The organism is Aquincola agrisoli (genome assembly GCF_036621135.1).
Lineage (GTDB): Bacteria > Pseudomonadota > Gammaproteobacteria > Burkholderiales > Burkholderiaceae_C > Aquincola > Aquincola agrisoli.
On the sequence record NZ_JAZIBG010000020.1, the window covers coordinates 167,144 to 194,094 of the forward strand.

Here is a 26,951-nt window from a genome sequence, read left to right on the forward strand (position 1 = left end):
TGCCCGGAACCTAGGGAATCGGGCGCACCGGCAGTGGGTGAGCGGCGCCATACTCGGCCGGCATGTCCCGCTTCGAAGTACGCCCCCCTGGTGACCCACCGTCTCACGCGCCGCCGGCGCCCCCCGAGGTGTCGGACCAGGTGGCGACCGAGCAATTGCGCATGCTGTTCGCGCACACCGCGCTCGGCACGCTGGTGGCCACGGGCTTCGCGATGGTGCTGGCCGCCCACGTGCAGGGCCGCGTGGATCCGGCGGCGCTGCTGCTGTGGGTCGGGCTCAAGCTCGGCGTGGCCTTGCCGCGCGTGGTGCAGGCCCAGCTGTACCGGGCGCGGGGCCGGCCCGGCACACCGGGCTGGCAGCGCTGGACGGTGGGGCTGCTGGCCCTCGACGGCGCCTGCTGGGGGCTCGGCGGCGCATGGTTGATGCAGTCATCCGACCAGGAGCTGGTCGCGGTCATCGCCGCGAGCCTGTGCAGCGTCGCCGCGGTGGCGACCTTCGGGCTGCAGGTGCGGCAGCAGGCCACGCTCGCCTACGTGGTGCCGATGATCCTGCCCACCGCGCTGTCGCTGATGGCCCGCGGCGACCAGCTCGGCTGGACCGGCGGCGTCGGGCTGCTGCTGTTCCTGCTGCTGCTGCTGTCGACCGCGCGCCGTTCCGAGCTGCGGCTGGCGGAGGTGTTCCGGCTGCGCTTCCTCACCGCACGCATCGCCGAGGAGCGGGCCGAGGCGCTCGCGATGGCGCAGCGCGAGAGCCAGGTCAAGACGCGGTTCCTCGCGACCATGAGCCATGAGCTGCGCACGCCGCTGCACGGCATCCTGGGCCTGGCGCGGCTGATGGCGGCGGAGCAGCCCGATTCGCCGCTGCGCCACCGGCTCGGCCTGATCGAGCATTCCGGCGAGCACCTGCTGCAGATCATCAACGACCTGCTCGACCTGTCGCGCATCGAGGCCGGCCGCGTCGAGCTCAAGCCGGCGCCGTTCTACCTGCTGGCGGAGCTGGAGGAACTGGTCGACATCTACCTGGTGCGCTGCCAGGAGCACGGGATCGGCTTCCGGGCGCAGGTCGACATCGAGCCCGAATGCCAGGTGATCGGCGATGCCACGCGGCTGCGCCAGGTGCTGCACAACCTGCTGGGCAATGCCGTCAAGTTCACGGAACGCGGCGAGGTCCGGCTCGAGGTGCGCTGGGTGGATGTCGGGCTGGCGATCACCGTGGCCGACACCGGCCCCGGCATCGACGAGGCGGACCTGCCGCACATCTTCGACGCGTTCACGCAGGTGCGGCGCCCGGGCACCGTGCCGGGCGCGGGCGTCGGCCTCGGGCTGAACATCGCGCGGGAAATCACCCAGGCGATGCAGGGCCGTCTGCGCTGCGACAGCACGCCGGGCCGGGGCACGACCTTCGAGCTGCTGCTGCCGCTCGCCCCGCTGCCCGCGGCCCCGCACGACCGGGCCGCCGAGCCGCCGCCGGAGGCGGGCGGGCTGCCGCAACATGTGCTGCTCGCGGAGGACAACGACGTCAACGCCTTGCTGGCGGAGGCGATGCTGGAGCGCCTGCGCTGCGCCGTCACGCACGTGCGCGACGGGCAGGCGGCGGTCGACGCCGCCGCGGCGCCCGGGGGGCGGCCCGACCTCGTGCTGATGGACTGCCAGATGCCCGTGCTCGACGGCCTCGAGGCCACGCGGCGCATCCGCGATGCCGAGCGCCGCGCGGGCTGGCCGCGGCTGCCGGTGGTCGCGCTCACGGCCAACAGCGCGCAGGAGGATCGTCAGCGCTGCGCCGCCGCCGGCATGGACGCCTTCCTCAGCAAGCCCTTCACCGAGGAGGAGCTGAAGGCGGTGATGGCCGCGGTCAGCGGCGGGCGGCGGCCGCCGGAGGGGTGCTTCCAGCACTGGACGTCACGCGGCTAGCGCCGGGGCCGCCGTGCCCAGCCCGGCGGCCGGCGCGCGGGCCGGCGTGCCGATCTGGATGTCGGGGTGCTGCTGCTCGACCATGAAGTCGTAGAACGGATGCCGGATCGCCTGCCAGTCGGCCTGCGCCGTGCGCACGTTGAACGACAGCACGCGGTGCGGCAGGTCGCCGGCGTGCGCGAGGGGCACCATCGCCCCGCCCGGCAGCACGTCGGTGAAGCCCAGGCGCTGGTAGCCGCGCACCAGGCTGGGCAGCCGGGCGCCGATCACCATCCATTCGACCCGCTGCGCCAGGGCGGCTTGGTACACCGCCTTCATCAAGGCGAGCTTGAGGGTGGGGTCGTCCTGGCCCGGCAGCACCGCCAGCCGGGTGATCTCCGCGTTGCGGGTGCCCCGGTAGTCCGCCGGCAAGGTGGTGCTGCCCTCGATCTGCAGCGGGCGATGGGCGTTGCTGGCCAGCCGGGCGGTGCCGAGCACCTCGCCCGTGGCCTTGGAGAACGCGGCGAACACGGTGACGCCTGCCTGGCGGTCGAGCTCGTCGGGCTCGCCCCAGAGGCCGAGGACGTCCGGCAGGCGGCGGCCGTAGGCCGCGGCGCGCACCGCGCAGGCGGCTCGCAGCTCCATTTCGGTGCGAACGGGACGGACGGTGAAGTGCAGCAGATGGGTACGCATGGCGACAAGACCTTTCCTGGTGTTCTTGAAAGGAGTTCCCCCGCTGCGGCCCCGCAGGCCACACAGACGAGGGGATTCCGGTGGCGAGTGTCTGCGCGGCGCACCCTGCGCTAAACCCTTGTCAGTGCGGCATTCGCTGGTTTGGTCGGCGGCCGCGGGGCGGCGCCCCTGTGGTATCGCCTTACGTGTAATCCACACCGGACGCCCGGTACCCCCTGCCTAGAATCCGCCGCCATCAACGCATCGCAAGGAGACAGCGTGAAGATCAAGAGCCAGAAGGACTTCTGGTCGGGGCTGATGTTCGTGGTCGTGGGTATCGCCTTCGCCTGGGGAGCCACCAGCTACAGCTTCGGGTCGTCGGCCCGCCCGGGCCCCGGCTATTTCCCATTCGGACTGGGCATCCTGATGGCCATCCTGGGCGCCTTCGTGCTGTTCCAGTCGCTGACCATCGAGACCGAGACCGGCGATCCCATCGGCCGCTGGGCCTGGAAGCCCCTGGCCATCGTGGTGGGTTCGGTCGCCGCCTTTGGCTGGCTGCTGCCCCACCTGGGCATGTTCGTGGCGCTGCCGGTGCTGGTGTTCGTCGCCAGTTCGGCGGGCGACGAGTTCCATTGGCTGGAAGCGGCGATCAACGCCGTGGTGCTGACCGCGTTCTCGTGGCTGGTGTTCATCAAGGGCTTGAACCTCACCATCCCCCTGATGCCTGCTTTGATGGCCTCTGGCGCCTGAGGTTTCCATGGACCTGTTGCAGAACCTCGCTCTCGGTTTCGGCGTCGCGTTCACGCTCGAAAACCTCCTCTACGCCTTCGGTGGCGCCGTGCTCGGCACGCTGATCGGCGTGCTGCCCGGCCTGGGGCCGGTGGCGACCATCGCGATGCTGCTGCCGTCGGTGTACGCGCTCGACGCGACCCCGGCGCTCATCATGCTGGCCGGCATCTATTACGGCGCGCAGTACGGCGGCTCCACCACCGCCATCCTGATCAACGTGCCGGGCGAATCGAGCTCGGTCGTCACCGCGATCGACGGCTACCAGATGGCCCGCCAGGGCCGCGCCGGCGCAGCGCTCGCGGCCGCCGGCCTGGGCTCGTTTTTCGCCGGCTGCGTGGGCACCATCGTCATCGCGGCGTTCGCGCCGCCGCTGACGGAGCTGGCCTTCAAGTTCGGCCCGGCGGAGTACTTCTCGCTGATGGTGCTGGGCCTGATCGGCGCGGTGGTGCTGGCCTCGGGCTCGCTGCTCAAGGCCATCTCGATGATCATCCTGGGCCTGCTGCTCGGGCAGATCAACACCGACGTGATCTCAGGCACGCCCCGCTTCTCGTTCGACATCCCCGAGCTGACCGACGGCATCAACTTCGTCGCGATCGCGATGGGCGTGTTCGGCTTCGGCGAGATCATCGCCAACCTCGGCCAGCCGGCCGAGAACCGCGAGGTCTTCACGAAGGACGTCAAGGGCCTGTGGCCGACCAAGAAGGACTTCCGCGAAGCCGCACCCGCCGTGCTGCGCGGCACGGCGCTGGGCTCCATCCTGGGCGTGCTGCCCGGCGGCGGGGCGCTGCTGTCGTCGTTCGCGTCGTACACGATGGAGAAGAAGATCGCCGGCGCCTCGGGCCGTTTCGGCAAGGGCGACATCCGCGGCGTGGCCGGTCCCGAGTCAGCCAACAACGCCGGCGCGCAGACCAGCTTCATCCCGATGCTGACGCTGGGCATCCCGCCCAACGCGGTGATGGCGCTGATGGTGGGCGCGATGACCATCAAGGGCATCCAGCCCGGCCCGCAGGTGATGTCGAGCAACCCCGAGCTGTTCTGGGGCCTGATCGCGTCGATGTGGATCGGCAACCTGATGCTGATCGTGCTGAACCTGCCTCTGATCGGCATGTGGATCAAGCTGCTGACGGTGCCCTACCGTTTCCTGTTCCCGGCCATCATGTCGTTCTGCTGCATCGGCCTCTACACGCTGAACAACAACGCGTTCGACGTGTACATGGGCGCGGGCTTCGCGATCGTCGGCTACATCTTCTACAAGCTGGGCTGCGAGCCGGCACCGCTGCTGCTGGGCTTCATCCTGGGGCCGATGATGGAAGAGAACCTGCGGCGCGCGCTGCTGCTGTCGCGCGGCGACTGGTCGACCTTCGCGACCCGCCCGCTGTCGGCCGGCCTGCTGATCGCCGCGGCGCTGATGATCGTCATCGTGCTGCTGCCGTCGGTCAAGAAGAAGCGCGAAGAGGCCTTTCAGGAAGAGTGACCCCCACGCTGGGCGCCCGCGCGCCACGGCATCAAAAGGGCTGCTTCGGCAGCCCTTTTTCATGCAGCGTGCGGGCTGCCGGCCCACAATGGCCGCATGAGCTTCGACTACGCCCAACCCTACGCGAGTGCGCGCCTGCCGGTCTTTGCGCGCAACCTCGTCGCCACCTCCCATCCCCTGGCGGCCCAGGCTGGCCTGCGCATGCTGGCGCAGGGCGGCAATGCCGTCGATGCGGCCATCGCCACGGCGGCGGCGATGACCTTGGTCGAGCCCTGCAGCAACGGCCTCGGGTCCGATGCGTTCTGCATCCTCTGGGACGGGCAGCAGCTGCACGGGCTCAATGCCAGCGGGCGGGCGCCTGCGGCCTGGACGCCGTCGTACTTCGCGGACCGCCATCCGGCCGGCGCGGCCGCGCCGCCCCAGCGGGGTTGGGATGCCATCACGGTGCCGGGGGCCGTGGCGGGCTGGGCGGCCTTGAGCGAGCGCTTCGGGCGCCTGCCGTTCGCCGACCTGATGCAGCCGGCCATCGAGATCGCCGAGCGCGGCTACGCCGTGCCGGTGGTGGTGCAGAAGAAGTGGGCCGCCGCCGCGGCGGACGCGGCGCTCGCCTCGCAACCCGGTTTCGCCGATGTCTTCTTGCCCCGCGGCCGCGCGCCGGCGGTGGGCGAGCTGTTCAAGATGCCGGGTGCCGCCCGCGCGCTGCGTGCCATCGCCCGGACGCGCGGCGAGGCGTTCTACCGCGGCGAGATCGCCGAAAGCCTGGTGAAGCAGGCGGCCCGCCGCGGAGGCGCGCTGTCGCTGGACGACCTGGCCGGCTGCCAGCCCGAATGGGTGGCGCCGATCAGCCAGCGCTACCGCGACTGCATGGTGCACGAGATCCCGCCGAGCGGGCAGGGCATCGCCGCCTTGATCGCGCTGGGCCTGCTCGAGCACTTCGATCTCGCCGGCCTGCCGCCCGACGATCCTCGAGGCCAGCATCTGCAGATCGAGGCGATGAAGCTCGCGTTCGCCGACGTGTACCGCTACGTCGCGGAGCCCTCGGCGATGGAGGTCACCGCGGCGCAGCTGCTTGATCCGGCCTACCTCGCCGAACGGGCCCGGCTCATCGATCCGTCCCGCGCCCAGGACTTCGGTGCCGGCAACCCGGCGCGCGGCGGCACCATCTACCTGACCACGGCCGATGAGCACGGGATGATGGTGAGCTTCATCCAGAGCAACTACCAGGGCTTCGGCTCGGGCGTGGTGCTGCCCGAATGGGGCCTGAGCCTGCACAACCGCGGGCACGGCTTCAGCCTGCGTGCCGGCAGCCCCAACATCGTGGCGCCCGGCAAGCGGCCCTTCCACACGATCATCCCCGGCTTCCTGACGCGTGACGGCCAGCCGCTGATGAGCTTTGGGGTGATGGGCGCCAACATGCAGCCGCAGGGGCATGTGCAGACGCTCGTGCGCATGATCGACCATGCGCAGAATCCCCAGGCCGCCTGCGATGCGCCGCGCTGGCGCTTCAACCAGGGCCTGTCGCTGAATGTCGAGTCGGCGATGCCCGCGTCGACCGTGCAGGCGCTGGCGGCGCTGGGCCACCGCTTCGAATCCCTCAACGACAGCTACCAGGACTTCGGTGCCGGCCAGTTCATCTGGCGCCTGGGCGACCCGGGCAGCGAGGGCTACGTGGCCGCAAGCGATCCGCGGCGCGACGGCGCGGCCGTGGGTTTCTGAGGCGTAAAGCCGTCAACGGGGCCGCTTCAGGGCTCGTTCTCGAGGGGCCCGGCGCGCCGCGCCGGGACAACCCTCCGATCGATTGCCCGCTGGAGTTCCCGCATGAACAAGCTGATCCCCTTCGTCGCCGCCTCGATGTTCGCCGCAGGCGCCTTTGCCGCCGAGCCCGCCGCGCCCGCGGCCGCACCGGCGCAGGCCGCCGCCACCGCGGACACGGCCACCGCCAAGCCCGCCAAGCCGATGGTCCACCAGCAGGCCAAGGCCGCCAAGCAGGGCAAGCACGCGAAGCACGCCAAGAAGTCGGCGAAGAAGGCCACGCCCGCGGCCTGATCCGCTGGCTCCCCGGGCGGCTGCCGCCGCCCCAGGGGCGATGAAGGGCAAGTGGCCGCCTGACGGCGCCGCCGGGGCGCCTTGGCTATAGTGCCGCGGCCCATGCCCGCCAAGCCCCTCGCGCCAGCCTCCTCCCCGCCGCCGGCAGCCGTCTGGCCGGGCCTGCTGCTGGCCTCGGCGGGCGCCATCGCCTTCTCCGGCAAGGCCATCGTCGCCAAGCTGATGTACCGGCATGGCGTCGACGCGGTGCAGGTGCTGTTCTGGCGCATGCTGCTCGCGCTGCCCCTGTTCATGCTGCTGGCCTGGTGGGCCGGCCGCGGCAAGCCCGCGCTGACGCGGCGCGACCTGGGCACGGTGGTGCTGCTCGGCTTCACCGGCTACTACCTGGCGAGCTTTCTCGACTTCATCGGGCTGCAGTACATCAGCGCCAGCCTCGAGCGCCTGATCCTCTACCTCAACCCGACGATCGTGCTGCTGCTCGGCTGGATCGTGTTCAAGCGGCGCGTGACGGCGCGGCAGCTGCTGGCGCTGGCGGTGGGGTATGCGGGCGTGGCCCTCGTGTTCGGACGCGAATTCAGCTTCGAAGGCCCGCGCGCCGCCTGGGGCGCAGCGCTGGTGTTCGGCAGCGCGGTCAGTTATGCGGTGTACCTGGTACTCAGTGGCGAGGCGGTGCAGCGGCTGGGCTCGGCCCGGCTGAGCGGCCTGGCCAGCACGGTGGCCTGCCTGTTCTGCATCGGGCAGTTCTTCGTGCTGCGGCCGGTCGCCGCCTTGCAGGTGCCCGAGCCGGTGCTCTGGATGAGCCTGCTCAACGCGACCGTGTGCACGGTGGCGCCGGTGCTGATGGTGATGATGGCCATCGAGCGCATCGGCGCATCCGCGGCGGCGCAGGTGGGCATGGTCGGGCCGATGAGCACGCTCGCGATGGGGGTGCTCATCCTCGGCGAGCCTTTCACGCCGTGGTTGGCCGCCGGCACCGTGCTGGTGCTGGGCGGCGTCTGGTTGTTGACACGTTGGAGGTAACTATGGACTTGGGTCTCGCAGGATCCTGGGCGCTGGTGTGCGCCGCGAGCAAGGGGTTGGGCAAGGGGTGCGCCGGGGCGCTGGTGCGCGAAGGGGCCAACGTGGTGATCACGGCGCGGGGCGACGAGGCCCTGCAGGCCACCGCGGCCGCGCTGCGGGCGCTGAACCCCGCGGTGGAGGTGCGCGCGGTGGCGGGCGACATCGCCACGCCGGCCGGCCGCGCCGCGGCCCTGGCGGCCTGCCCGCAGGTCGACATCCTGGTCAACAACGCCGGCGGGCCGCCGCCCGGCGATTTCCGCCAGTGGGACCGCGAAGCGTGGATCCAGGCGCTGGACGCCAACATGCTCACGCCCATCGAGCTGATCAAGGCCACGGTCGACGGGATGGCCGAGCGCGGCTTCGGCCGCGTGGTCAACATCACCTCGGGCGCCGTCAAGGCGCCGATCGACGTGCTGGGCCTGTCCAACGGCGCGCGCAGCGGCCTCACCGGCTTCGTCGCCGGCCTGGCCCGGCAGAGCCGCCTGGCGGGCCGCAACGTGACCCTCAACAACCTGCTGCCGGGCGCGTTCGACACCGACCGCCTGCGTAAGACGATGGCCGCCGGCGCGCAGCAGGCCGGGATCGAGGTGGAGCAGGTCGCCGACAAGCGCCGCCTGGCCATTCCGGCGCAGCGCTTCGGCAGCGCCGAGGAGTTTGGCGCCGTCTGTGCCTTCCTCTGCAGCCGCCAGGCCGGCTACCTGACCGGGCAGAACATCCTGCTCGACGGTGGTGCCTACCCCGGCACCTTCTGATCCGCGCCTGCGCTGCCGCGCGGTCGCGACGACGACACCACGATGCCGCCGACGATCAGCACGAAGGCCGCGGCGTGGTAGGGCCGGGGCGGCTCGCCCAGCAGCACGGCCTGCAGCAGCGCCGCGAAGAGCGGCGTCAGGTTGACGAAGAAGGCGGCCGTGGCGGGCCCCACCGCGGCGACGCCCCGGCCCCAGCACAGGTAGGCGGCGATCGACGGGCCGATGGCGATGTAGGCCATCGCGAGCATCGTGCCCGCGGTCCAGTGGATGCGGTCGGGGACCACCATCATCTCGGCCGCCGCGGCGGCGCCCGCCCAGGCGAGGCCGAAGATCGTCTGCAGCAACAGGAAGGCCGTCGCGTCCCAGGCCGGGCGCTGCGCGCCGCGCATCGAGGGCGCCGGCCTCGCGAGCATCCAGCTGTAGAACGCCCACGACGCCATCGCCGGCAGCATCAGCAGGTCGCCCGCGACGAACTGCACCGATGACAGCGCACGCAGGTCGCCGCGTGTCAGCACCGCGGCCACGCCCACCAGCGACAGGGCCGCACCGGCCAGGCCGCGCCGGCTGGGGCGCTGGCCGTAGAAGAGGGCACCGACGACCATCATGCACAGCGGCGAAGCGGCGGCGATCAACGTGATGTTGAGCGGCGTCGAGGTGGTAAGCGCCATGTACTGCAGCGCGTTGTAGCTGCCCACGCCGACGAGCCCCAGCAGCGCCAGCGGCTTCCAGCGTTCGATCACCTGCCGGCGCGCGGCGGGCGTGGCCAGCGCGGGCCAGCCCAGCGGCAGCAGCAGCACGAGCACCAGCAGCCAGCGCAGGGCGTTCAGCGTGATCGGCGGCACGAGCCCCACCATCAGCCGGCCGGTGACCGCGTTGCCCGCCCACAGCAGCGGGGGCACGGTCAGCAGCAGCACGTGGCGGAGGTTGAGGGCTTGCGCGGTCATGCGGGCATCATCGCACCGCAGTTCCAGCATTGTTCGAAGCCGCCCTCGATGGCTTCGCCGCAGGCCCGGCACATCCACTGGCGCCGCGGCCGGTTGCGCAGTTCGTCGAGCAGCGCCCGCGCCCGCTCTAAGTATTCGTCGTCGGCCAGCCAGACCTCGGGCAGCGCCTGGTCGGGCGGTATCTCGCCCGCGATGCTGCTGGTGAACACCCGCTGCACCGAGGCTTCGATGCCCCCCTGGCGCAGCCAGTCAGCCCACAGCGTGGCAATGGCGAGGTTGGGGGCAAGGGCGAGTCGGCGCATGGCGGCAGGGTACTGCGAACGGCGGCAAGATGCCGCATCCGAACCATGAGGAGATGACCTTGCCGACGAAGTCCCCCGCCATCCAGATCACCGCCTTCGGCGGCCCCGACGTCATGAAGCTCGTCGACGTCGAGGTCGGCGAGCCCGGCCCTGGCGAGATACGCATCCGCCACCACGCCTGCGGCCTCAACTACATCGATGTCTACCAGCGCACCGGCCTCTACAACAACCCGCTGCCGCTCACGCTGGGCATGGAGGGCGCCGGCATCGTCGAGGCCGTGGGCGAGGGCGTGGCGCACCTGAAGCCCGGCGACCGCGCGGCCTACGCCACGCAGCCGCCCGGCGCCTATGCGCTGCTGCGCGTGATGCCGGCGCGCAACGTGGTGAAGCTGCCCGACGCCATCTCCTTCGAGGAGGGTGCCGCGATGATGCTGAAGGGCCTGACGGCGCAATACCTGCTGAAGAAGACGCTGCCCGCCGAAGGCCTGCATGCCGGCGACTTCGTGCTGTTCCATGCCGCGGCCGGCGGCGTGGGCCTCATCGCATGCCAGTGGGCCAAGGCGCTCGGGCTGCAGCTCATCGGCACCGCCGGCAGCGATGCCAAGTGCCGGCTCGCGCTGGAGCACGGCGCCTCGCATGCCATCAACTACCGCAGCGAGGACTTCGTCGCCCGGGTGAAGGAGATCACCGGCGGCGCGGGCGTCAAGGTCGTCTACGACTCGGTGGGGAAGGACACCTTCGAGCGTTCGCTCGACGTGCTGCGGCCCTTCGGCCTGGCGGCCAACTTCGGCAATGCCTCGGGCAAGGCGCCGCCGGTCGAGCTGGGCGCACTGGCGGCCAAGGGTTCGCTGTACGTCACGCGGCCCACGCTGTTCACGCACCTGTCGTCGCGTGAATCGACGCAGGCGATGGCCGACGACCTGTTCGCGGTGGTGCTGAGCGGCGCCGTCAAGCTGCGCATCGACCAGCGCTATGCGCTGGCCGACGTGGGCCGGGCGCACCAAGAACTGGAGGGCCGGGCGACGACAGGATCGAGCGTGCTCATTCCCTGACGCCCCGTCTCCATCGCCCGGCGCCCCCCCCCCCCCGGGGTGGCGAGCAGCGTGCGCATGCCCCGAGGGGCGGGTTTGTCAGTAGCTGCCGCAAGCGGCCCGTTTCTCGCAGAGGGAAACGGGCCGTTTCATCTGGGTTTTCGATCAAGTCATCCAAATTGACGAATTCCCGGATGAATGGCGTGTTCCTACATTTGCCGGCGAACGAAGGCAGCGGAGACCCAGGCGACAGGTTCTTCGCATCGGCTGCGCTGCGGGCCTCTCCCGAGCCCGCCCCACGTTCCACCACTCGACCCCTCCAACAACGGCCGTAGGGAGTGGCGGCCAACACAGGAGACCTGCATGAGAAGAACCACCCTGGCACAGGCGTGTGCCACCCTGGCTGCCGCCTGCGCGTCGCTGCCCTCGCAGGCGGCGCTGGACGCGCCGGAGATCGTCGTCCTGTCCGGCCGGGCGGACCTGGTGTCGGGCGGCGACGCGCTGGTCGAGATCAAGTGGCCTGCCGGCGCCGCGACGGCGATGGCCAAGGTCTCCCTCAACGGCGTGGCGCTGCCAGGCGTCTTCGCAAAGCGGCCCGACGGCCGCTACGTCGGCCTGGTCAAGGGGCTGAAGGACGGGGCCAACGTGCTGGCGGCGCGTGTGCCGGGCGCCGGCGCCCAGATCACGCTGACCAACCACCCCCTCGGCGGGCCCGTCATCTCCGGGGCGCAGGTCGGCCCCTGGCAATGCGCGACGAAGGTGGCGAACCCGACGGCCACCAACCCCGACCTGGGCGATCCGCTCGACGCGCAGTGCAACATCGCCGCGCCGGTGCTGCGCTACCAGTACCGCACGCTGAACGGCAGCTTCGCCGTGTACGACCCGGCCAACCCGCCGCCGCCGGGCCAGATCGCCAGCGTCACCACCGATGCCGGCAAGACGGTGCCGTACATCGTGCGCATCGAGCGCGGGGTGATCAACCGCGGCAAGTACGACATTGCCGTGCTCGCCAACCCGGCCGATCCCACGGCCGGCTGGCAGCCCTGGGCGGTGGCGGACTCGTGGAACCGCAAGCTGTACTGGAAGTTCGGCTCCGGCTGCGAGTTCGGCCGTGCGCAGGCCAATCCCGGCAGCGTGCTCGACGACGTCGCGCTGCGCCGCGGCTACATGGTCGCCAGCTCGGAGATGACCAACTACGGGACCCACTGCAACGACGTCACCTCGGCCGAGACCGTCATGATGCTCAAGGAGCACATCACCGAGCGCTACGGTCCCATCCGCTATACCTTCGGCGAAGGCAATTCGGGCGGCGCGCACCAGTTGCACCTGCATGCCACCAACTACCCGGGGCTGCTGCAAGGCCTCCTGCCCTCCAACGGCTGGCAGGACACCTGGACCACCGGGCGCGAGTTCGCCGACTGCGGCCTGCTCAAGCGGTACTACGACAGCGGCGTGGGCGGCCAGGCCTACACGGTGATGGACCGCGCGCTTATCGCCGGCCACCGCTGGAACCAGGTCTGCGAGGGGCCGGCCAACGTCAACATGGCGAGCCGCACGGCCTTCTACATGGATCCGCAGGTGGGCGGCGGCGGCTGCGGCACCCACCCCGACCGCTGGTCGGCCAGCAACCTGGATGGCATCCGCTGCACGCTGCAGGACTACAACATCGCCGTCTTCGGCCCGCGCGACGCCACCGGCTACGCGAAGACGCCGCAGGACAATGTCGGCATCCAGTACGGCTTCGCCGCGCTGCAGGCCGGCCGCATCACTGCGGAGCAGTTCGTCGCGCTCAACGAACACATCGGCGGCTACGACATCAACGGCCAGTGGCAGGCCGCACGCATGCAGGCGGACCCGGGCGCCGCCGAGGTGGCCCATGCCTCCGGCCGTGTCGCCCACGGCAAGGGGCTGGGGGAGGTGGCCATCATCGCCGGCGTCAACTGGCAGGTCGACGAGGAGCACTACGACTTCCGCAACTACGTGATCCGCAACCGCATCCTGAGCCACCACGGCGACCACGACAACCAGGTGCTCTGGCGCTACAAGGGCACGCCGCCCGACTTCGCGGCCCTGCGCTTCGACCTGATGAGCGAGTGGCTGGCCCGGGTGGAGGCGGACACGAGCGGCCGTACGCCGCGTCAGAAGATCGTCGCGAACAAGCCCGACGCGGCCGTGGACGCCTGCTACAGCGCCGCGCGCGGCTGGAGCACGGATGCCGCGTACTGCAACACCTCGGCCCAGCCCAGCATGGCCTCCACCGTCGCCGGCACGGGTGCAAACGCGGTGTTCCAGCCCGGCGCCGATGAATGGCCGGTGTTCCGCGACACCCGGGTGGCCTCTGGCGAGGCGCTGACGAGCGACATCATGAAGTGCCAGCTGAAGCCGCTGTCCGCGGCCGACTACACCGCGTCGTTCACCGGCGCGCAGTGGGCCCGGCTGCAGGCGGTGTTCCCGAACGGCGTGTGCGACTACACCCGGGCCGGCGTCGGGCAGGTCGTGCCCGCGCCGTGGCAGAGCTACATGGCCGGCCCCGGCGGCACGCCGCTGGGCGAGGCGCCGCGCTCGGTGCGCATTCCCTGATCCCGCGATCCACAAACGGAGGGCTCGGCCCTCCACCATTCAGGAGACTTCCCATGAAAAAAATCGATACGCCCTGGACCCGGGCCGCGCTGGTCGCGGCGGCCGCGGTGGCCTTCAGTGCCGCGGCGCAGGCCGCGCTTGTCAACGGCAGCTTCGAAACCGGCGACCTGAGCGGATGGACCGCGGCCGGCGACGCCTCGTTCATCGGCGTGGCAGACGGCATCGGCCGTGCGGACAGCCACGCCGCCTTCTTCGGCCCCGATCCGCTGGGCGGCATTTCCCAGACGCTGCAGACCGCCGCGGGCGGCCTGTACCAGGTCGAGTTCTGGTTGGCGCTGGACGACAGCGCCACGCCGAGTTCCTTCTCTTGGGCCTGGAACGGTGTCCAGCAGGGCGTGGTCACGAACGCGGCCGCGTTCGACTTCACGCGCTTCACCGCCACGGTCACCGCCACCGGCGGCAGTTCGCAGCTGTCGTTCGACTTCGCGAACCCGCAGTCCTTCTTCCGCATCGATGACATCACCGTATCGGCGGTGCCCGAGCCGTCCGCGGCGATGATGGCCCTGGCCGGCATGCTGCTCCTCGCGGCGGCCCGCCGCGGCGGCCGCCAACGCCCGCCGGCCGGCTGAGCGCGCCGAAGCGCCGATCGAGCCTGCGTGCACGGCCGTCGCCGGCCGTGCAGCGCCGTGCGCCGCAGTGGACTGCGGGCGCATCCGCTTTCCACCGAGCACCCCTTCCGCGGCCCGTGACGGCGCCGCGGATCGCCCCTGCGCAAGGAGTTGTCGCGATGAAGAAGACACTGTTGGCGGCCGCCTTGGCCGCCGTTCTGAGCCCGGCTTCCGCCGCCTTGCAGGCGCCGGAGATCCTGGTGCTGTCCAACCGTGCCGACCTGGTTTCCGGCGGCGACGCCCTGGTCGAGATCAAGTGGCCGGCTGGTGCCGCCGCCGCCATGGCCAAGATCTCGCTCAACGGCGCGCCGTTGAACGGCGTGTTCGCCCAGCGCGCCGATGGCCGCTACCTCGGCCTCGTGACCGGGCTGCGCCAGGGCGCCAACGTGCTGGCCGCGCGCGTGCCCGGCGCCGGTGCGGAGATCACGTTGCAGAACCATCCGATCGGGGGGCCGGTGTTCTCCGGCGCGCAGCTCCAGCCCTGGACCTGCAGCACCACCTCGTCGCCCAGCCTCGGCCAGCCGCTCGATGCGCAGTGCAATGCGCCCGCGGCCTACCGCTACATGTACCGCACGACGACGGGCCAGTTCAGTGCCTACGACCCCACGGGCCCCGTGCCGGCCAACATGACGACGGCCAGCACCGACACCGGCGCGACGGTGCCGTACATCGTGCGCATCGAGCGAGGCACGCTGAACCGCGGCATCCACGAGATCGCGGTGCTGGCGGATCCCGCGAGGCCGTGGTCGCCCTGGACGCCGGCCGACCAGCCGGGCTGGAACCACAAGGTGGTGATGCAGTTCGGTGCCGGCACTGGGCAGACCTACCGCCAGGGCACGCCCGAGTCGGTGCTGAACCACGAGGCCTTGTCGCGCGGCTTCGCGGTCGTCTCGTCGTCGATGATGGTCAACAGCCAGCATGCCAACTTCGTGACGGTCGCTGAGACGGTGATGATGCTGAAGGAGCACCTGGCCGAGCGATACGGCGCCATCCGCTACACGATCGGCCAGGGCGGCTCGGGCGGCGCGCTGCTGCAGTACCTGGTGGCCGAGAACTATCCGGGCCTGGTCGACGGCCTGCGTCCCACGCAGGACTGGGAGGACTCGATCTCCGGGGCGTACCGCGAATTCGCCGACAGCGCCGCCGTCACAGCGGCGTTCACGTCGTCGCCGCTCACCTACTCCAACGAGGAGCGCGCCGCCATCGGCGGCTGGGGCCTGGCCAACGTCAACGTGTTCAACATCGAGAACGGCCGGGTCGGCGACTACATGCGGCCGGACGACGGCACGCAGTGCGCCGGCACGGCGAGCTACCACCCGCAGACCAACCCCGCCGGCACCCGATGCACCTTCCAGGACTTCATGTCCAGCGTGCTGGGGCTGCGGCCGGACGGCAAGGCCAACCCGGTGTTCGACAACGTGGGCGTGCAGTACGGGTTGCAGGGCCTGCTCGAGGGCCGGATCACGCCGGAGAAGTTCGTCGACGTGAACCTGCGCGCGGGCGGCTTCGACATCGACGGCCGGTGGCAGCCGCAACGCAGTGAGATCAGCGGCGAGATGGCCGCGCTGCTGCACCGCACCGGCCAGGTCACGTACGGCAAGCAGCTGGGCAACGTGCCGATCCTCGCCATTCGCGGCACCAACAACAACGATTACCACTACCCCTTCCGTACCGTCGTGAAACGTGCCCGGTTGGCCGCGGCCAACGGCCACGCCGGCAACCACGTCTACTGGATCACGCCGGTGCAGGGCATGAGCACGCTGGCGCGCATGGACGAGTGGCTGTCGAACCTGCAGGCCGACACCAGCGGTGCACCGCTGGCCCAGCGTGTCGTCGCCAGCCGGCCTGCCGACCTCGTCTCGGGCTGCGGCGTCTCGGGCACCTTCGTCACCGACCTGGCGGCCTGCGATGCCACCTATCCCTACTTCAGGGAGCCCCGAACGGTGGCCGGCGATGCCACCACCGTCTACACGATGAAGTGCCAGCTCAAGCCGCTCGACCGCAGGGACTACGCCGGCGTGGTGTTCACCGACGACCAGTGGGCCGCGCTGCAGTCGACCTTCCCCTCCGGCGTTTGCGACTTCAGCAAGCCGGGCATCGGCTTCCAGGAGAACGTGCCCTGGCTGACCTATGCGGCCGGTGCCGGCGGGCAGCCGCTGCCGGCACCTCCGCGGTCGACGGCGTTGCGTTGACGGCCTCCCTCGGCGGGCACGGGCGCACAAGGGGGCCGGCAGCCGGGTCAGTCCGCCAGGAAGGCCCGCACCATCCGGTTGAACTTCTGGGCGTGCTCCCACTGCGCCCAGTGGCCGCAGCGGCTGAACACGTGCAGCTCGGCATCCTGCAGCCCGGCGACCAGGCGCAGGCCGACGTCCAGCGGCACGAAGCGGTCGTCGCGGCCCCAGATCACCAGCGTCGGCGCGCTGATTTCGCCGAGCCGGTGGCCGACGTCGGGGAACTGCTTGGGGTTGGCCTCGCTGCTCTTGACGAAGTTCTCGAGGTGCTCGCGGCGCGCCAGCATGTTGTCCAGCCGCGCCTGGTAGAGCGCGTCGGTCAGGCTGCCCGTGTCGTAAACGAACACGCTCATCATCCGCTTCAGGTTCTCGATCGTCGGCTGGCGGTACAGCGCGCCGATCAGCTTGATGCCCTCGGTCGGCATCGGCACGAAGGGGCTCGTGCCGCCGGTGCCGCCGCCCATCAGCACGAGTTTGCCGACCCGCGTGGGATGCTCGAGCGCGAAGGCCACCGCGCTGTGCGCGCCCATCGAGTTGCCGATGACATGGGCCTTGGCAATGCCCAGCGCGTCCATCAGCCCCTTCAGCGCGCGGGCGTTCAGCGCCGAGCGCGAGCCGGTGTTGACGATGGTGTCGCTCCTGCTCCAGCCCGGGCAGTCGAGCAGCACCACGCGGTAGCCCGCCTCGACCAGCGGCTCGACGTTGCGGTTGAAGTTCGCCCAGCCGCTGGCGCCCGGGCCGGAGCCGTGCAGCATCACGACGGTCTCGTCGCCGGTGCCGCAGTCGTTGTAGTGCAGGCGCAGCGGCTGGCCGCCTTCCTCGATGGTGACGAAGCGGCTGGTCGCGGCTTCGGTGATGTCTGCCCCTCGTCCGACGGGTACGTCGGCCGATCCCCCGAGGGGATGCGGGCCGGCTTGGGAGCGGCCCGGCGCTCGGCCCGCTGGCGTGGTGGATGCGGGGTGTGTCATGCGGTCTCCTTCTGCTTCAGCAGGTCGAGCGCGACGTCGACGATCATGTCCTCCTGGCCACCGACCATGCGGCGCTTGCCCAGCTCGACGAGGATGTCGACGGTCTTCAGCCCGTACTTCTTCGCGGCCACCTCGGAGTGGCGCAGGAAGCTCGAATACACGCCGGCGTAGCCCAGCGCCAGGGTCTCGCGGTCGACGCGCACCGGCCGGTCCTGCAGCGGCCGCACCAGGTCGTCGGCGGCGTCCATCAGGCCGTACAGGTCGGTGCCGTGGTGCCAGCCCAGCCGCTCGGCCGCGGCGACGAAGACCTCCAGCGGCGCGTTGCCGGCGCCCGCGCCCATGCCGGCCAGGCTGGCGTCGACGCGGTCGCAGCCTTCTTCCACCGCGGCGATCGAGTTCGCGACGCCCAAGCTCAGGTTGTGGTGTGCGTGGATGCCGGTCTGCGTCTCGGGCTTCAACACGTCCTTGAAGGCACGGAAGCGCTCGCGCACGTCGTTCATGCCGAGCGCACCGCCGGAGTCGACGACGTAGCAGCAGGTCGCGCCGTAGTCCTCCATCAGCCTGGCCTGCTCGGCGAGCTTCTGCGGCGTCGTCATGTGGCTCATCATCAGGAAGCCGACCGCTTCCATGCCCAGGTGGCGCGCGTATTCGATGTGCTGCCGCGAGATGTCGGCCTCGGTGCAGTGCGTGGCCACGCGCACGATGCGCGCACCGGCCTCGTAGGCGGCCTTCAGGTCGTGCACGGTGCCGATGCCGGGCAGCAGCAGCGTCGCGATCTTCGCGTGCTTCACCACCGAGGCCACCGCCTCGATCCACTCGAGGTCGGTGTGCGCGCCGAAGCCGTAGTTGAAGCTCGAGCCCTGCAGCCCGTCGCCGTGCGCGACCTCGATCGAGTCGACCTTCGCGTCGTCGAGCGCCTGCGCGATCGCGCGCACCTGGGCCACCGAGTACTGGTGGCGGACCGCGTGGCTGCCGTCGCGCAGCGTCACGTCGGAAACATAGATCTTCATGGATGACGACCCCTCGGTCGATGAGTACATCGCCCGATCCCCCGAGGGGATGCGGGCCGGCTTGGGAGCGGCCCGGCGCTCGGCCCACGGCTCCCGATGATTGAAGTTGGCGTCCATCGCCTTCACGCGGCCACGGCCGCGAGCAGCCGTGCGGCCATGCGCTCGGCCGTGGTCAGCGCGGCGCTGGTCATGATGTCAAGGTTGCCGGCGTAGGCCGGCAGGTAGTGCGCGGCGCCTTCCACTTCGAGGAAGACGCTGGTCTTCAGGCCCTTCAGCCGGCCGACGCCGGGGATCAGCATCGGCTCGTCGATGCGGTCGAACTGCACCCGCTGCTTCAGCCGGTACCCGTGCACGTAGCGCTGCACGTCGGCGGCCATGCGCTCGACGGACGCGGCGATGCGGCCCTCGTCGGCCACGTCGCTCAGCGTGTAGACCGTGTCGCGCATCATCAGCGGCGGCTCGGCCGGGTTCAGCACGATGATGGCCTTGCCCTTCTTCGCGCCGCCGACGGTCTCGATCGCCTTGCTGGTGGTCTCGGTGAACTCGTCGATGTTGGCGCGTGTGCCGGGGCCGGCGCTCTTGCTGGAGATCGACGCGACGATCTCGCCGTAGTGCACCGGCACCACGCGCGAGACGGCCGCGACCATCGGGATCGTCGCCTGGCCGCCACAGGTGACCATGTTGACGTTGGGCGCGTCGAGGTGCGCCTCGCCGTTGACGACCGGGATGCAGTAAGGCCCGATCGCCGCCGGCGTCAGGTCGATCATGCGCAGGCCGGGCTTGAGCGCGCGCAGCAGGGCGTCGTTCTTCACGTGCGCGCCGGCCGAGGTGGCGTCGAACACCACGTCGATGTCGGCGAACACCGGCAGCCGGGTCAGGCCCTCGACGCCTTCGTGCGTGGTCGCCACGCCCAGCCGCGCGGCGCGCGCCAGGCCGTCGCTGGCCGGGTCGATGCCGACCATCGCGCCCATCTCCAGCGCCTTGCCGTGGCGCAGGATCTTGATCATCAGGTCGGTGCCGATGTTGCCGCTGCCGATGATGGCGGCCTTGAGTTGGCGGGTCATGTCCTGCTCCTTGTGCTCATTCCACCGTCGCGCCGCTGCTCTTGACGAGCGCGGACCAGCGGGTCGTTTCGTCCTTCATGAAGGCGCCGAACTGCGCTGGCGTCATCGGCATCGGCTCCAGGCCCTGGTCGCCGAAGCGCTTGCCGAGGTCCGGGCCCTTCAGCGCTTTCAGCACCTCCTCGTTGAGCCTGGCGACGACGGGCGCCGGCGTGCCGGCCTTGGCCAGCAGGCCGAACCACACGCTCGCGTCGACGCCGGGCACGCCGAGCTCGGCCAGCGTCTTCACGTCGGGCAGCGCCGGCGCGCGCTTGGTGGCCGCGATGCCGATGGCCTTCAGCTTGCCGCTCGTGATCAACGGCGAGGTGGTGATGACGGGGTCGAACATCATGTCGACCTGGGCGCCCATCACGTCCTGCAGCGCCGGGGCCGATCCCTTGTAGGCGACGTGGTTCATCGGCGCGCCGGTCTTGGCGCGGAACTGCTCGCCGAGCAGGTGGCCGATCGAGCCGATGCCTTGCGACGCGAAGTTCAGCCCCTGCTTGGCCTTGCCCGCCGCGACGAGTTCGCCGACGGTGCCCACCGGGCTCGCCTTCGGCAGCACCAGCACCAGCGGCGACGAGAAGAGGGTCGTGACCGGGTCGAAGTCCTTCAGCGGGTCGTACGAGAACTTGCGGTACAGGCCGGGGTTGATCGCGACCATCTCGGTGGCTGCGATGAAGAGCGTGTGGCCGTCGGCCGGCGCCTGCTTGACGGCCTGCGCGGCGATCTGCCCGCCGCCGCCCGGCCTGTTGTCGACGACCACGGTCTGGCCGAGCTGCTCCTGCAGCTTCTGGCCGAGCGCGCGGGCGATCTGGTCGGTGATGCCGCCGGCCGGGAAGGGCACGACGAGCGTGACCGGGCGGGCGGGGAAGGGCTGCTGCGCGAGCGCGGGCAGCGTGAAGGCGGCGCTCGCGACGAGCGCGGCGGCGCGGTGGATCCAGGTGCGGCGGGTGGCCATGGGTTTGTCTCCTCGGAAGGTGGGAAGGGGTGGGCGGATCAGTCGTTCGTGAAGCGCGCGCGCACGGCGCCGACGCCGTCGATGCGGGCCTCGAAGGCATCGCCCGGCTGCACGGCCACCATCGGGCCGAGCGCGCCGGTCAGCACCAGGTCGCCGGCGCGCAGCGGCTGGCCGAGCGCGGCCATGCGGCGTGCGAGCCAGACGGCGGCGTTCAGCGGGTGGCCGAGGCAGGCGGCGCCGCTGCCGGTCGACACGGTCTCGGCGCCGCGGGTCATCTGCATCGCGCAGGTCTTGAGGTCGAGCCCGTCCAGGCGCGTCGGTACGCCGCCGAGCACGACCAGGCCGCTCGACGCGTTGTCGGCGACGGTGTCGACGAAGCGGATGTTCCAGGCCGCGATGCGGCTGCCAACGATCTCGATGGCCGGCAGCACGAAGGCGGTCGCGCGGATCAGCTCGACCAGCGTGGTGTCGGCCGCGGGCAGGTCGCGCTCCAGCACCAGCGCGACCTCGGCCTCGACCTTGGGCTGCAGCGTGCGCGCGAGCGGCACCGGCTCGTCGTCGCCGTACAGCATGTCGGCGAAGAGGGTACCGAAGTCGGGCTGGGCTACGCCGAGCTGCTGTTGCACGGCGAGCGAGGTGAGGCCGATCTTGCGGCCGACGACGCGGCGGCCCGCGGCCACGGCGTGCGCGACGTTGAGCTGCTGCACGGCGTAGGCCGTCTCGGCGTCGGCGGGCATCTCGTCGCGCAGCGGCGCGATCGGTTCGCGCTGCGCCTCGGCCTCGCGCAGGCGGCGGGCCCAGTCTTCGATCCTGGCGTTCGGTGCGGTCATCGGTGTCTCCTTGAAGGGCTGCGTCGTCATTCGCTGCGCAGGAACAGCGCGCCGTAGCCGGCGATGTATTCGGGGATCGCGCGGTACCAGCGCAGCGGGCAGGGCAGCGCGCGGCCTTCGGGCAGCGCGGCGCGGGCGACGAGCCAGGTCTTCGATTCGTGGGCCGACAGGCCGGCCTGCCGCTCGATGCTGTCTTCGCTGTCCTGCACCAGCAGGTCGAGCCGGCCGCTGGCCAGTGCCTCCATCCAGCGCAGGTCCCAGCCGGGGTTCAGCGGCTTCATCGAGGCCTCGCCGGCGGCGAGCGCACGGCCCGCGGCCATCACGCGCTGCGTCTTCGCGTCGCGCTCGGCCGGTGTCGGTTCGTGCTTGACGGTGATGCGCTCGCGCACGGCCGCGTCGGCGTGCGCGAGCGTCGGCACCGGCGGCTCGTGCGACAGGCCGCCGGAGCCGATCAGCAGCGTGCGCTGCGGCAGCCCGTCGAGGAAGCGGCCGATCGCGGCGCCGAGCTGGCGGCAGCGCGCGAGCCGCGGGATGCCCGGCTGCGCGACCGCGTTGAGGAAGAGTGGGATCACTGGCGGCGACGCGTCGAGCCGGTCGCCCCACAGCAGCTGCAGCGCCTGCGCGAAACCGTGGTCGACCTGCATGCGCCGCGAGACGGCGAGGTCGAAGCCCTCGTCCATCAGCCGCTCGGCGAGCGCGAGCGTGGTGTCGGCGGCCACGTTCAGCGGACCGGCGGGCGTCGTGTAGTCGCCCACCGCGGCGGCCTGCGTGCCGAGGCAGAACGGCGGCATCAGCTCGTTGAAGAAGCCGTTGTAGTGGTCGGGGCCGACGAGCACGACGAGCTCGGGCTCGAAGGCGTGCACGAGCGCGCGGGCGGCGGCCAGCGTGCGCTGCAGTGCGGCGTCGACCTCGGCGGTGACGGGGTTGAGCCCCATCAGCGGCGTGTGCGACAGGCCGAGGAAGGCGCGGGGCGCGGGCGTGCCCATCGCTCAGGCCGCCGACAGGTGAAGCACGTTGTTCGCAGGCAGCGCCGACGGCGCCGTGTCGGTGGCCGACAGCGCCTGCGCGAAGGCCATCGTCGTCGCCGAGGTCTGCTGCGGCGAGCACAGCGCGCCGACGAAGCGGTCGGGCCGCAGGAAGACGACCGACTGCGGCCAGCGCGCGAACCAGTCCTTCAGCCGGTTCCCGACGTCGCCGATGCGGATCACGCCGGGGCGCAGGTCGTCGCGGTGCTTCATCTGCACGGCCGGCAGCGCGCAGACGAACTTCGCGCCCAGCCGCTCCCAGACCGCGCGGGCCTCGGGCGTCAGGCCGTAGGTCGGGTCGGTGCCCCAGGCGATGACGGCGAAGTTCAGGCCGATCACGTCGTCCAGGCGGCGGGTCTGGCCGTCCTCGCACAGCACGCGCGGCTGGATGAACATGCGGCCGACCGGCGTCGGCACCGGCGCCTGCAGCCCGCGCACGAGGCGGCCGAAGAGCGACTCCTTGTTCTCGGCCATCAGCCCGAAGAGGCGGCCCAGCGCGGTGTTGCCGCTGCGGTCGAACAGGCCGCCCAGCAGCGCGGCCGGCGGCGCGCCGGCGGCGATCGCCTCGGGCTGCACGATCGCGCCCTGCTCGTAGCGGGGCATCGGCTTGAAGCGCATCTCGACGAAGTACTGCTTGATGGCCGGCACCGCGTTCAGCGCGAGGGTGATCGCGTCGCGCGCCTTGGCGGCGGCCTGGCTCTCGGGCGCGAAGATGTCGCCGGCCACCTCGGAGAGCTGGATCATCATCCGCGCGTGGTCGCGGCGCTCCTGGCCGTAGGTGTCGAGCAGGGCTTCGCCGGCCAGGCCCTTGACGACGTGCGCGAGCTTCCACGCCAGGTTGCAGGCGTCGCGCATCCCGCTGTTGTAGCCCTGGCCCTGCCACACCGGCATGATGTGCGCGGCATCGCCCGCGAGCAGCACGCGCTCGACGCGGAAGCGCTCGGCCAGCCGCGCGTTGTGCGTGTAGACGCGCTTGCGGATGTAGTCGACGGCGTCGGGGTCGGCGACGACCTTGTGCATCAGCTTCGCGAGGTTCTCGGGCCGGCTCAGCTCCTCTTCCGTCTCGCCGGGCATCACCATGAACTCGAAGCGGCGGATGCCGTGCGGCAGCGCGGCCGAGACGTAGGGCCGCTCCGGGTCGCAGTGCATGGTGATGTGGGGCGTGCCCAGCGGGTCGTTGCGCACGTCGACGACGATCCACTGGTTGGGCTTGGTGCGGCCCTCGAAGGCGACGCCCAGGCTGCGGCGCACGAAGCTGTTGCCGCCGTCGGCACCGACCAGCCAGCCCGCGCGCACGCTGCGCGCGCTGCCGTTCGGGCCCTCGAGCTGCAGCGTGACGCCGGCGTCGTCCTGCGCGAAGCTCGCCAGGCCGTGGCCGAACAGCACCTGCACGTGCGGAAAGCGCGCCAGGCCGCGGTAGAGGATCTGGTCGATCTGGGGCTGGATGAAGGCATTGCGGCGCGACCAGCCGAACTCGTCGGTGCGCGGCTCGATGCTTGCGAAGCAGCGGCCGCTGGCGGTGACGAAGCGCATCCAGTGGTCGGGCGTGATGTGGGCCTCGACCTCGTCGGCGAGGCCGGCGGCCTGCAGCGTGCGCAGCGCCTCGTCGTCGATGCCGATCGCGCGCGGGTAGTCGATGATCGCGTCGAGCTTCTCGATCAGCAGGACGCGCACGCCATAGAGGCCCAGCGTGTTGGCGATGGTCAGGCCGACGGGGCCGGCGCCGACGATGGCGACGTCGGCGTCGAAGGCGGCGTTGGGGGGCCGGGTGGTCATGTCGTGTCTCCTCGTCTCGGGTGGAACTCCGCGGCGCCTGCCACGGCATGGACCGCATCGTCTTTGCGCCAGGTCAATGCGTAAACTGCGTGCACCTGGTGCACGTCGATGCCCGGGTTAGCCCGGGTGGCAGGAGGCACACGCATGCGGCGCGTCGTGGCGAAGAACACCGGCCGCCAGGCCTACAAGGAGGTGCGCGGCCTCGCGCGCGGGCTCGACGTGCTGAAGGCGCTCAACGGCGCGCCCGGCGGCATCGCGTCGATCACCGAGCTGGCGGCCGCCACCGGCGTCCACCGCACGACGGTCAAGCGCCTGCTGGAGACGTTGCGCACGCAAGGCTTCGTGCGCCAGGGCGAGCGCGAAGGGCAGTACTACCTGACCTTCGAGGTGCGGCGGCTGTCGGAAGGCTTCGCCGACGAGGCCTGGGTCACCGAGGTCGCGACGCCGCTGATGCAGGCCGCGGTGCGCGAGCTGGTCTGGCCCTGCGATCTGGCGACCGTGGAGGCCGGCTTCATGGTCGTGCGCGAGTCGACGCACCGCTGGAGCATGCTGTCGCAGCACCGGGCGATGATCGGCGAGCGCCTGCCGCTGCTGGTGACCGCGATCGGCCGCGCCTACCTGGCGGCCTGCGGCGACGACGAGCGAGAGGCGCTGCTCGCGCTGCTGCGCGGGCGCGACGACGCGGCCGGCGCGCTGGCGCGCGACGAGCCGGCGGTGCGCGCGCTGCTCGACGAGACGCGGCAGCGCGGCTACGCGGTCAACGAGGGCGAGTGGATCCGCGAGGCGGACTTCGCGGCGGTGGCGGTGCCGGTGTTCGCGGGCCCGCGCCTGCTGGCCGCGGTGAACCTGGTGTTCCCGAAAACGGCGGTGTCCGCGGACGATCTGCAGGCGCTCTTCGTGCCTGCGCTCGGCCGCCTGGCCGCCAAGATCGGCCAGCGCAGCCGGGGCTGGCTGGAGTGACCCGCCCAGCGTGCGGGTGAAGCGTTCGGCGTGCGGGCGAAGCTGGTCGAGCCCGGCTACGGCCCCACGACCCGCTTCACTGCCAACGGCCAGCAGCGCATGCAGGGCCTGGTGACCGAGCCTTACGCGCACTACGCGCAAGGCGTCTTCGCGCGCTTCGCCGGTGCCCGGTCGACGACGACGCCGGCCGACGCGCTGTGACGCGCGGGGCGGCAGGGGCCGCGGCGGCCCGGCTCAGGCCTGCCTGAACCTCGCGGGCGTCAGCCCGACGCGGCGGCTGAAACACGCCGTGAAGTGGCTCTGGTCGGCGAAGCCGCACTGCACGGCGACCTGGGCGAGCGGGGCGGCGGAACGGCGCAGGAGGGCCTTGGCCAGCTCCACGCGCTGCCGCAGCACGTACTGGTAGGGCGTTTCGCCGAAGCTGCGCCGGAACAGGCGCACGAAGTGCTGCTCGCTGAAGCCGACCTCGCGCGCCATGGCGCCGATGGTGATGTCACGGGTGAGGTGGCTGTCGACGTACTGGACGATCCGCGCACGCTGCGCGCTCGACAGCGCGATCCGCCGCTCCCGCCACGGCGTGTCGGGGCCGCTGACGGCATACCGGGTCTCGACGTAGCTGAGCAGCGCCAGCGAGACGGCCTCGGTGTAGAGCCTGCCGAACGGCTCACCCTCCACGCACTGGCGTTCCAGCGCGAGGGCGAGCTCGGTCAGGTGGTCGTCGTGCAGGTTGAAGCCGGCGCGCAGCCGCCGCCGGGGGCGCCGTGCGGATCCCTCCATCGACTCCCGCACCTCGGTCGGCAGCGCGACCAGCAGGCACTGGCCTGGCGATTCGGGGCGGTCGTGCGCGATGTGGGTCTGCTCGTCGGCGACCATCAGGTCGAGCACGCCCCGATGCCGCTCGTAGTGGTGGATGCTGCGCGCGGTCCGCACCGATGCCTTCGAGGCACCGTCGCGCCAGACGAACAAGGTGTCCTGGGCCGCGGCGACCGGCACGAACTCGGCGTGGCCGGGGGGCGAAAATCGACCCAGCGGCAGTCCGGTCCAGTCGGTGTCGCTGATCGGTTCTCCGATGCACAACTTCATTCATCGGTCTCCTGGTGGCGGGGGCGATCATCCGGACGGAAGGCGCCGCCGGGAGCCGGGGGAATCCCGGACGGACGCCCCCCGGCCGCACCGGGGCGGCGCCGCAGGCCGCGCGGCCTCAACCGGCGGGGCGGCGCTTGTGCAGGGCGACCAGCGCGGTGATGCCGGCCAGCATCAGCAGGTAGGTGCCTGGCTCCGGCACCGCGGCCACCAGGTTGTTGGCCGTGGCCCATGCGCCCATCGAGTCCACCTCGACCGTCAGCGACACCAGCGCCGCGGTGCTGACGAAGCCGGCGAACGACGAAGGCAGCGCGTTGGTCAGCAGGTGCGTTGCCGTGGCGCCGTCGGCGTCGGTCGCCGTCAAGGTGACCGTGGCACCCTCCAGCAGGAAGCCGGTGATGTCGGTCGCGAAGAAGTTGCCGCCGATCGCACGCACGCCGCCGCCGAAGGCGCCGAAGGTCATCGTCATGCCCGACAGCGAGGTCGAGAGCCACGTGTCCGCCGCGGAACCCGTGCCGTACAGCCCGCCGCTGGCGTCGACCGAGTAGCTGTAGCCGCCGGCCGAGCGGGCCAGCGGGCCGGGGATGAAGTCCAGCGGCAGGGCATTGAAGCCGTCCGTGGCCGGCAGGGCGCTGGCCTCGGCGAAGCTGGCGGCGCTGCCGAAGCTGGCGATCGAGGCGTGCGCGCTGCCGCACATCGAGGCCAGCAGGGCCAGTGACGCGGCGAGGGGGGTGAACAGGCTGGAAGTCATGTCGGGGTCCTGGTAAGGGGGGTCATCGGGATGGCGGGCGGTGGCGCCCG

25 protein-coding genes are annotated in these 26,951 nt (G+C 71.3%); 13 read left to right on the plus strand and 12 right to left on the minus strand.

All coding sequences use genetic code 11. The features are described from left to right. Positions 1-161: 161 nt before the first annotated feature. The gene (locus V4F39_RS08720) at positions 162-1,910 is read left to right on the plus strand and encodes an ATP-binding protein (RefSeq protein ID WP_332288931.1); all 1,749 of its coding nucleotides are present in this window, start codon (positions 162-164) and stop codon (positions 1,908-1,910) included. Here the strand turns inward: V4F39_RS08720 and V4F39_RS08725 are convergent. After that, on the minus strand, positions 1,899-2,582 hold the full coding sequence (locus V4F39_RS08725; protein ID WP_332288932.1) for an N-acyl amino acid synthase FeeM domain-containing protein: 684 nt from the start codon (positions 2,580-2,582) through the stop codon (positions 1,899-1,901). The genes V4F39_RS08720 and V4F39_RS08725 overlap by 12 nt on opposite strands. Positions 2,583-2,840: 258 nt before the next feature. Between V4F39_RS08725 and V4F39_RS08730 the strand changes: the two genes are divergently transcribed. The 6 genes from V4F39_RS08730 to V4F39_RS08755 all read left to right on the plus strand — a co-directional run bounded on the left by V4F39_RS08730 (position 2,841) and on the right by V4F39_RS08755 (position 8,681). After that, entirely contained in the window at positions 2,841-3,311 is a 471-nt protein-coding gene (locus V4F39_RS08730) for a tripartite tricarboxylate transporter TctB family protein (RefSeq protein WP_332288933.1), read from the plus strand. Between the two features lie 7 nt (positions 3,312-3,318). Continuing rightward, complete coding sequence (locus V4F39_RS08735; protein ID WP_332288934.1) at positions 3,319-4,824, plus strand: tripartite tricarboxylate transporter permease; 1,506 nt, start codon at positions 3,319-3,321, stop codon at positions 4,822-4,824. Positions 4,825-4,920: 96 nt separating this feature from the next. After that, positions 4,921-6,540 carry a gamma-glutamyltransferase family protein gene (locus V4F39_RS08740; protein ID WP_332288935.1) on the plus strand — a complete coding sequence of 540 codons (1,620 nt, stop codon included), beginning with the start codon at positions 4,921-4,923 and terminating at the stop codon, positions 6,538-6,540. Between the two features lie 102 nt (positions 6,541-6,642). After that, positions 6,643-6,870, plus strand: coding sequence for a hypothetical protein (locus tag V4F39_RS08745; protein WP_332288936.1), 228 nt, complete (start codon positions 6,643-6,645; stop codon positions 6,868-6,870). Between the two features lie 102 nt (positions 6,871-6,972). Next, positions 6,973-7,890, plus strand: coding sequence for a DMT family transporter (locus V4F39_RS08750; protein WP_332288937.1), 918 nt, complete (start codon positions 6,973-6,975; stop codon positions 7,888-7,890). A 2-nt stretch (positions 7,891-7,892) separates the two neighbouring features. After that, positions 7,893-8,681 (plus strand): SDR family oxidoreductase, encoded by a 789-nt coding sequence (locus V4F39_RS08755; protein WP_332288938.1) that lies wholly within the window; start codon positions 7,893-7,895, stop codon positions 8,679-8,681. Here V4F39_RS08755 and V4F39_RS08760 read toward each other — a convergent pair. Further along, the gene (locus tag V4F39_RS08760; RefSeq protein ID WP_332288939.1) at positions 8,663-9,625 is read right to left on the minus strand and encodes a DMT family transporter; all 963 of its coding nucleotides are present in this window, start codon (positions 9,623-9,625) and stop codon (positions 8,663-8,665) included. The two genes, V4F39_RS08755 and V4F39_RS08760, sit on opposite strands and share 19 nt — an antisense overlap. Then, the gene (locus V4F39_RS08765; protein ID WP_332288940.1) at positions 9,622-9,927 is read right to left on the minus strand and encodes a putative signal transducing protein; all 306 of its coding nucleotides are present in this window, start codon (positions 9,925-9,927) and stop codon (positions 9,622-9,624) included. Before V4F39_RS08765 ends, V4F39_RS08760 begins: the two co-directional genes overlap by 4 nt. A 53-nt stretch (positions 9,928-9,980) precedes the next feature. Between V4F39_RS08765 and V4F39_RS08770 the strand changes: the two genes are divergently transcribed. The 4 genes from V4F39_RS08770 (at position 9,981) to V4F39_RS08785 (ending at position 16,398) form a co-directional block, all read left to right on the plus strand. Next, a complete protein-coding gene (locus V4F39_RS08770) occupies positions 9,981-10,979 on the plus strand; it encodes a quinone oxidoreductase family protein (protein ID WP_332288941.1) in 999 nt (332 codons plus the stop codon). Between the two features lie 342 nt (positions 10,980-11,321). Beyond that, positions 11,322-13,538, plus strand: a complete 2,217-nt coding sequence (locus tag V4F39_RS08775) for a DUF6351 family protein (protein ID WP_332288942.1) — start codon at positions 11,322-11,324, stop codon at positions 13,536-13,538. A 53-nt stretch (positions 13,539-13,591) separates the two neighbouring features. Then, the gene (locus V4F39_RS08780; protein ID WP_332288943.1) at positions 13,592-14,167 is read left to right on the plus strand and encodes a carbohydrate binding domain-containing protein; all 576 of its coding nucleotides are present in this window, start codon (positions 13,592-13,594) and stop codon (positions 14,165-14,167) included. Positions 14,168-14,325: 158 nt separating this feature from the next. Beyond that, positions 14,326-16,398: a DUF6351 family protein gene (locus tag V4F39_RS08785; protein WP_332288944.1), complete on the plus strand. Its 2,073-nt coding sequence runs from the start codon at positions 14,326-14,328 to the stop codon at positions 16,396-16,398. A 47-nt stretch (positions 16,399-16,445) separates the two neighbouring features. On the opposite strand, the gene V4F39_RS08790 is transcribed toward V4F39_RS08785, so the two are convergent. The 7 genes from V4F39_RS08790 to mhpA form a co-directional block, all read right to left on the minus strand. Then, positions 16,446-17,405 (minus strand): alpha/beta fold hydrolase, encoded by a 960-nt coding sequence (locus V4F39_RS08790; protein WP_332288945.1) that lies wholly within the window; start codon positions 17,403-17,405, stop codon positions 16,446-16,448. Then, positions 17,402-18,415 carry a 4-hydroxy-2-oxovalerate aldolase gene (gene dmpG / locus V4F39_RS08795; RefSeq protein WP_332288946.1) on the minus strand — a complete coding sequence of 338 codons (1,014 nt, stop codon included), beginning with the start codon at positions 18,413-18,415 and terminating at the stop codon, positions 17,402-17,404. The genes V4F39_RS08790 and dmpG overlap by 4 nt, the downstream gene beginning before the upstream one ends. Positions 18,416-18,537: 122 nt before the next feature. After that, complete coding sequence (locus V4F39_RS08800) at positions 18,538-19,479, minus strand: acetaldehyde dehydrogenase (acetylating) (RefSeq protein ID WP_332288947.1); 942 nt, start codon at positions 19,477-19,479, stop codon at positions 18,538-18,540. A 16-nt stretch (positions 19,480-19,495) separates the two neighbouring features. Next, positions 19,496-20,476 carry a Bug family tripartite tricarboxylate transporter substrate binding protein gene (locus tag V4F39_RS08805; RefSeq protein WP_332288948.1) on the minus strand — a complete coding sequence of 327 codons (981 nt, stop codon included), beginning with the start codon at positions 20,474-20,476 and terminating at the stop codon, positions 19,496-19,498. A gap of 38 nt (positions 20,477-20,514) precedes the next feature. Beyond that, complete coding sequence (mhpD, locus tag V4F39_RS08810) at positions 20,515-21,306, minus strand: 2-keto-4-pentenoate hydratase (protein ID WP_332288949.1); 792 nt, start codon at positions 21,304-21,306, stop codon at positions 20,515-20,517. A 26-nt stretch (positions 21,307-21,332) separates the two neighbouring features. Next, a complete protein-coding gene (locus V4F39_RS08815; RefSeq protein WP_332288950.1) occupies positions 21,333-22,292 on the minus strand; it encodes a 3-carboxyethylcatechol 2,3-dioxygenase in 960 nt (319 codons plus the stop codon). A gap of 3 nt (positions 22,293-22,295) precedes the next feature. Continuing rightward, complete coding sequence (mhpA, locus tag V4F39_RS08820; protein ID WP_332288951.1) at positions 22,296-24,107, minus strand: bifunctional 3-(3-hydroxy-phenyl)propionate/3-hydroxycinnamic acid hydroxylase MhpA; 1,812 nt, start codon at positions 24,105-24,107, stop codon at positions 22,296-22,298. A gap of 144 nt (positions 24,108-24,251) precedes the next feature. Here mhpA and V4F39_RS08825 point away from each other — a divergent pair, with 144 nt between their 5' ends. Next, the gene (locus V4F39_RS08825; protein WP_332288952.1) at positions 24,252-25,067 is read left to right on the plus strand and encodes a DNA-binding transcriptional regulator; all 816 of its coding nucleotides are present in this window, start codon (positions 24,252-24,254) and stop codon (positions 25,065-25,067) included. 30 nt (positions 25,068-25,097) lie between these two features. Then, positions 25,098-25,268: a hypothetical protein gene (locus tag V4F39_RS08830; RefSeq protein WP_378235054.1), complete on the plus strand. Its 171-nt coding sequence runs from the start codon at positions 25,098-25,100 to the stop codon at positions 25,266-25,268. 33 nt (positions 25,269-25,301) lie between these two features. Here the strand turns inward: V4F39_RS08830 and V4F39_RS08835 are convergent, their stop codons facing one another. Together V4F39_RS08835 and V4F39_RS08840 are read right to left on the minus strand one after the other, a co-directional pair. Then, entirely contained in the window at positions 25,302-26,150 is an 849-nt protein-coding gene (locus V4F39_RS08835) for an AraC family transcriptional regulator (RefSeq protein ID WP_332288953.1), read from the minus strand. A 118-nt stretch (positions 26,151-26,268) separates the two neighbouring features. Then, complete coding sequence (locus tag V4F39_RS08840) at positions 26,269-26,901, minus strand: PEP-CTERM sorting domain-containing protein (RefSeq protein WP_332288954.1); 633 nt, start codon at positions 26,899-26,901, stop codon at positions 26,269-26,271. Positions 26,902-26,951 lie beyond the last annotated feature (50 nt).